The organism is Bifidobacterium mongoliense DSM 21395 (genome assembly GCF_000741285.1).
GTDB classification, from domain to species: domain Bacteria; phylum Actinomycetota; class Actinomycetes; order Actinomycetales; family Bifidobacteriaceae; genus Bifidobacterium; species Bifidobacterium mongoliense.
The window spans coordinates 1-6,000 of the sequence record NZ_JGZE01000005.1 but is presented as its reverse complement, the minus strand read 5'-3'; the positions used below and the strand labels follow the sequence as shown (position 1 = coordinate 6,000).

The window sequence follows — 6,000 nt, the reverse complement described above, 5'->3', positions numbered from 1 at the left end:
AACGCAGGTTAAACAAGTATCGACATCCACCGRRCCCACCGGGCACCGGCACCGCACGCACGCCGTGCTCGGGGCATGATACGCGCGGCACGCCCGCGTGGATGAACGCCTGGTACCGGAAGAAGTTCAAGTGCCGCCACACCCGGTTGCTGACATCATGCATCGGGCACGCCTCCCGCCCGCACTCCGCATGCGGGCAAGAAAAACGCGAGCCGGGCTCGAATCCGATCGTGATGTGCGATTCGCGTCCGCCGCCCTCCCCGTCACGCAACTCCACACCCGAAACCCTCCAGGGATCAGGCAACTGCAAGGCGGCGGTGAACAACAACGTGGCATCCATACCCCCAAACCACCCGACCAGCCACCTCCACCCGACCAGCCCACCCACACCAAACAGCGAAAAGCCTGTATTTCAGCGTTCCTTTCGTGGCGCTGTGCCTTATTTTCCTCGCCATCCAGATCGTGCGCGCACAGGTGAGCTTTGATCAGAAGGGCTATCTCCTTGGAATCTCACTGATCGCTGCCAGTCTCATCGTGATCTATGGGCTCACACCCCTCGCCACGCACCTGCTTGCGAACGCATTCACCGGAGCAGGCGGGGCATTCCGGGCAGTGGCCACTCTCGTTGTCATCGCGGGCCTCGTATGGATTTCTCCCGCAGGCCACGGCTGGGAAAAGATACGTCACCATCAGTAATCCGACGCTCGCCCACAGGCGGTTCCCAAATATTTCTCGGTAATTTTCCGATTCTTGACTGCGGTCAACTTCTCCTGCTCTCTGCCCTCCTAGGTTTAAAGGCAGAACAAAGGAGAAAAGATGTTAACCCTACAGAAGTTTTTCGCAAACAATAAACGCACCATAGTCATCGGCATGACGGTTTTCGTCGCCGCCGCACTCCTGCTTCAATACGCGTTCGGCCTCGGATTCATCTCCAACTGGCTGTATGGAGCGGTTGGCGTGATAGGACTTGTACCGCTGATTATCAAGGCCATCAACTCGTTGAAGTTCAAAGTCGTCTCCATTGAGCTGTTGGTGAGTGTGGCGGTCATCGGCGCACTCATCATCGGCGAGTTCAGCGAGGCGGGAATCGTCACATGGCTCTTCCTGCTGGGTGAAGTCATTGAAGATGCGACTCTCGCCAAGACGCGCTCGGCCATCAAGGAGCTTACGGAACTCGCGCCGCAGACGGCCTGGCGCGTGGAGTCCCCCACCGATCGCAACGCCGAAGAGGTGGATGTGGACGAAATCGACGAGGACGACTACCTCCTGGTGAAAACGGGAAGTCAAGTACCGGTAGATGGCCGCATTGTTTTCGGCGATGGTCATCTTGACGAGGCAAGCGTCACCGGCGAGCCGCTCCCCCGCCATAAAAGCGCGGAGGGTAGCGACGAGGTATTCGCCGGCACCAATCTCACCGACGGAACCATTGTGGTGCAGGCCACCAAGGTGGGCGAGGACACCGTCTTCGGAAAGATTCTCGAACTCGTAGAAGAGGCCGAGGATTCCAAGACCGGCGCCCAGCGTTTTATCGATCGCTTCTCCAAGTACTACACGCCCGTCGTACTGCTCATCGCGCTCATCGTTGGCATCGTCACCCAAGACGTCCGCCTCGCCATTACCATCCTCGTGCTGGGTTGCCTGGTGCGTTGGTGATCGGAGTTCCGGTTTCCAACGTCGCAGGTATCGGTCTCGGCGCACGGCACGGCGTGCTGGCAAAGGGCGCGCAAATGCTGCAGTCGCTCAGTGAGGTGGATACCGTCGTCTTCGATAAGACCGGCACCCTCACCACCGGTCACCCCGCGGTGGTGCACGCACAGACGCTTTCGGAGGACGTCCTCGCCTGGCATCTCGCCGCCAGCGCCGAACGCGAATCCTCTCACCCATTGGCCGCCGCCATCGTCGAATATGCACGCACCACACACTCCATCGACATCGCGAACCTCCCGGCAGTCTCGGAAACCCATGTCATCGCCGGCAAGGGAATCGTCGCAAGCGTCGAAGGGCACCACGTCGCCATCGGAAACGAAGCGCTACTGGCCGCCGAGAACATCGCCCTCACCACCGGCGACAACGACACTAACGAGTGGAAGCACCAAGGGCTTTCGCTGGTGTACGTGGCAGTGGATGGCCAACTGCGCATCATCGCAGGAATCGGTGACGCACTGCGCCCAACTACCATTACCGCACTCTCCCAACTGAGAGAACGTGGCATCAAGCATCTCGTCATGCTTTCGGGAGATGGACAAGCAACCGTCGACGCCATCGCCGGAGAACTTGGCTTGGACGAAGCGCACGGAGGCCTCCTCCCACAAGACAAGGCGGACTTCATCAAGCAACTGCAAACCCAAGGACGTAAGGTGGCCTTCGTCGGTGACGGAATCAACGACAGCCCGGCTCTGGTGGCCGCGGATCTCGGCATCGCCATGGGCAACGGCACCGCGACGGCCGTCGAAATCTCGGATGTGGTGCTTCTCAACTCCGACATCTCCAAGCTGCCCACCGCCTACTCCATCGCACGCTCGACGGTTGCGAACACACGCGAGAACATCGGCATCGCGCTGGCGACCGTGCTCTTCCTCTTCATCGGTCTCTTCGCCGGATTCATCTATATGGCATCGGGCATGTTGGTCCACGAGGCGAGCATTCTCATCGTGGTTGTCAACGCGCTTCGTCTGCTTCGCAAAAAACTTGACGGAGGTCAAGTGCGAAAGAACTAGCCGCACTTAAAGTAAAAATCACAAGGAAACAAGTACGGAAACGTACGGAAAAGAGGACATCATGCAGAAAGCAATTCTGAAGGTCAACGGGATGACATGCCCGTCCTGCCTCACCACCATCCAAACGGCATTAACAAAGCAAAACGGCGTCGGAGAGGTCAACGTGCTCTTCAACGCAGGCAAGGTCAAGGCAGCCTTCGACGAGAACGCGACCGACGCACAGACTCTCGCCAACGTCATCAGCGAGCTGGGTTATTCAGTAGAAAAAGTAACAGTAAAGGAGCAGAAATAATGACAAACACCACGAGCGCACAGCCCCTCACCCCACAGGAACGCTACGAGCAGGAAGCCGCGCAATCCGACAAGGACCACCACACCCCCACCGCTGGCGCGATGACCGGCCACATCATCTCGAATCTCTTCCTCGACATCCTCAAGATTCGTCAAGCGAAGTTGTTCGCGAAGGGCACCACACGCCTCTTCCTCGAGCAGCACGCCGCACAGTGGATCGCCGTTGAGACGGAAACGATTGAACGCCTCGACTCGGTGCTGGTCAGCGACAACGAGATGGTGCCGACCACGACTGAACAGCTCAATGAATACGGCAAGCTCACCGAGGACCCGGTACGCAAATACGCAGCGGGCGAGGATCAGCTGACCGACCTCATTCACGACTTCGACTGGCAGCTCATCTTCGTCGGCAAGGCCATTGCCCTGGCGGATAACGAAGGTAAGACCGCGCTTAGCTCGGTTCTAAGCGACTTCCGCTTCTGGGCCAAGCAGCAGATTCTCGAGGCGCAGCTCTTCCTCGGCAACGATCCGACCGACGGTCTGTATAAGGAAGTCGATGATGATGACGACGATGACGACGAGTGAGCCGTCAGCAAACAGGTAAATGAATGAGCCGAGGGTGAACTGGCCGGCGCAGCAGAGTGGTGAAAGGATGGGTATCGTGGAAAACATGGATAAGACGGTTAAAGATCCGAGTCATGCACATCACGTAAGCCCCACACACGACCACCGCTGCGCCGGACTTGTGCCGCTCTTCTCCGAACTGCCGCAAAACGACCAGGACTTCATCGACAGCCAACTGCATCACCGCATCTTCGAAAAGGGCGATCAGGTGTTCATGCCCGGCGACGAGCTGAAGCTTCTCATCGTTGCCAGAGGCTCCATGAAGGTCTACCGCATGAGCCGCAGCGGGCGCGAACAACTGCTCCGCGTGCAGAAGCCCGGCGGGTACGAAGGCGAGGCGTGGCTGCTCGGTCAACCCAACGACTCTCTCTACGGACAGGCCCTTGAAACCACTGAAGTGTGCCTTCTCTCCCACTCCGCCTTCCACAAAGTACTTCTTGAGCAGCCCCTCCTCAGTGTTCGGTTGCTGGAGCTCAACGCCGCGAAGCTCGTCTCGTTGGAGCAGCTCAACGGGTTCCTCGGCATGGACCGTGTGGAGGAGCGCCTGGCCACCTATCTCCTCGATATCGCCAAGGCGTCAGGCTCGTTGCGTTTCAGCCTTCCGATCCGCATGAAAGAGCTGGCGCACCTTCTCGGCACCACACCCGAGACACTGTCGCGCAAGCTGAAGGTGCTGGAGGACGATGGGCTCATTGCACGGCGGCGGCGCGAGATTCAGATTCTCAACCAGGATGAGCTGGAAGATATCTGACGCCCTCTACCTGCACATCTGACGAAAAGTTCAGATGTGCAGGTACACGAAGGAAACGTTTAACCCGTTGTGACACAAGACCTAAGCCGACATTTCTGACTACCTGCACATCTGAAAAAAGTGTCAGATGTGCAGGTAGAGTCTGAGTTCACTCATCCCCGACGAGCCGGGGCGCCGAGATCTGAGTGAAGATTGTGGCGAGAAGCTCATTCATCTTGCGTTCATTTTTCGTATCTTCTGCCTTCACCCCGAACACATACATATTCTGACGAAAAAGAAACCTCACTTTATCGATATCGTGCGTCCACGTCTCATGAAGGCCGTGTTGCCGACCGTGATATTCGAACGCAAAGCCGTACTGCGGATAGGCGATGTCAAAATAAGAGACCTTGCCACTCACCGGATCACACGTCTTCATATTGACAACCGCACCCGTCAATCCGTGACGTTCCATCAGCAGACGGAGCCTGGTCTCCTGCGAGGAATCCGTTCCGGAACGGGGCATCGACACGGCCTTCATGCACGCCTTTCGACCGCGAAAATTCAGGTCAGTTTCGAGAATTTCCTCAAATCTCCGCACACCCCCTGGAACGAAACTGCGCTGACGACGCATCAGCGAATCACCGAGCACCACCAGCTCCTCGAGTGATATCCACTCCGCCATCTGCTCCCACGCAACCAGCGGGTGAACGCACATAAACCTTCCATCGACGAGAACCGATCTCAACGGCCGAGACCATACGTGTGCCTGCACATTTTTCGGCCTTTCGCTGTTTGGTGTGGGTGGGGCTGGTTATATGGTGACGGTGGCCAGGTCGAGCTTGCCGCAGGTCAGGTGGATCATCGTGGAGAAGTGGTCCATGTTGCGCAAGGCCGCGGGCTCGGGTTTTGATGTGTTGGATGATGCCGTTCAATCCCTCGAGGATCGCGTTGGTGCACCGGTGGTCGAAATACGTGAGGATGTCCCGCCAGTGACGACGGATCCGGCGGGCGAGGGTTTTCATGGGTTCCAGACGGGAGTGCATCATCCACGAGCACCATGTCCGGAACCCGGCTTCGGCCCGCATCCGGCTCGTGCTGGTGGCGTGGATGTCCTGGAGGGTCCCGCGCATCCGGCAGGCGCGTCCGGTCCTGACCCGTTGTTCCTGCAGGTTATGCTTGGGTCTCCAGCTGGAGCCCGGTCGGGCCCTCCTCGTTGCGCAGCCACGGGTATTCCGTGCGCCTGAGCAGGGGGTTGCGCCCGGCCTGCGTCTTGCGGACCTTGTCGACGGCCTCGTTGGCGTGCTTGATCACATGGAACTTGTCGATCACCTTGGCGGCGTTGGGCAGGTGTCCGCGGATGCCCTGGGCGAACCCCGGGCTCATGTCGCAGGTGACCGGTGCCACCCGGTTCGGGTCACCGTTGTGGTCCATGAAATCCAACGCGAACCGTTTGACGGTGTTCGCGTCCTTGCCGGGCACCACGCGGATCACGTTGCGCTCCGCCGGATCGGCGACCACGGTGATGTACCGGTGGCCTTTGCGGCTGGTCCCGTCGATGCCGATCGCCTCCACGCCCGTGTCATCCCCGTACAGGCGGGCCTGGTCCACCATAATGTCKGATGAACCGCCACGATC

At 58.7% G+C, this 6,000-nt stretch carries 7 protein-coding genes and 1 pseudogene; 5 read left to right on the top strand and 3 right to left on the bottom strand.

Annotated elements, in window-relative coordinates:
• A partial coding sequence (locus tag BMON_RS03380; RefSeq protein WP_051917848.1) for an ISL3 family transposase occupies positions 1–340 on the bottom strand: 340 nt, incomplete at its 3' end.
• Positions 341–816: 476 nt separating this feature from the next.
• On the opposite strand from BMON_RS03380, the gene BMON_RS10340 reads away from it, so the two are divergent.
• The 5 genes from BMON_RS10340 to BMON_RS03355 all read left to right on the top strand — a co-directional run bounded on the left by BMON_RS10340 (position 817) and on the right by BMON_RS03355 (position 4,383).
• Positions 817–1,653, top strand: a complete 837-nt coding sequence (locus BMON_RS10340) for a P-type ATPase actuator domain-containing protein (protein WP_237745311.1) — start codon at positions 817–819, stop codon at positions 1,651–1,653.
• On the top strand, positions 1,650–2,717 hold the full coding sequence (locus tag BMON_RS10335) for a heavy metal translocating P-type ATPase (protein ID WP_237745310.1): 1,068 nt from the start codon (positions 1,650–1,652) through the stop codon (positions 2,715–2,717). Before BMON_RS10340 ends, BMON_RS10335 begins: the two co-directional genes overlap by 4 nt.
• Positions 2,718–2,778: 61 nt before the next feature.
• Positions 2,779–3,009 carry a heavy-metal-associated domain-containing protein gene (locus BMON_RS03365; protein ID WP_033513753.1) on the top strand — a complete coding sequence of 77 codons (231 nt, stop codon included), beginning with the start codon at positions 2,779–2,781 and terminating at the stop codon, positions 3,007–3,009.
• Entirely contained in the window at positions 3,009–3,593 is a 585-nt protein-coding gene (locus BMON_RS03360; protein WP_033513754.1) for a ferritin family protein, read from the top strand. The genes BMON_RS03365 and BMON_RS03360 overlap by 1 nt, the downstream gene beginning before the upstream one ends.
• A gap of 85 nt (positions 3,594–3,678) precedes the next feature.
• The gene (locus BMON_RS03355; RefSeq protein WP_051917849.1) at positions 3,679–4,383 is read left to right on the top strand and encodes a Crp/Fnr family transcriptional regulator; all 705 of its coding nucleotides are present in this window, start codon (positions 3,679–3,681) and stop codon (positions 4,381–4,383) included.
• A gap of 148 nt (positions 4,384–4,531) precedes the next feature.
• Here BMON_RS03355 and BMON_RS03350 read toward each other — a convergent pair whose 3' ends face one another.
• Together BMON_RS03350 and BMON_RS10330 are read right to left on the bottom strand one after the other, a co-directional pair.
• Entirely contained in the window at positions 4,532–5,080 is a 549-nt protein-coding gene (locus tag BMON_RS03350) for a hypothetical protein (protein WP_033513755.1), read from the bottom strand.
• A 96-nt stretch (positions 5,081–5,176) separates the two neighbouring features.
• Positions 5,177–6,000: pseudogene (locus tag BMON_RS10330) on the bottom strand (ISL3 family transposase); the annotation flags it as partial.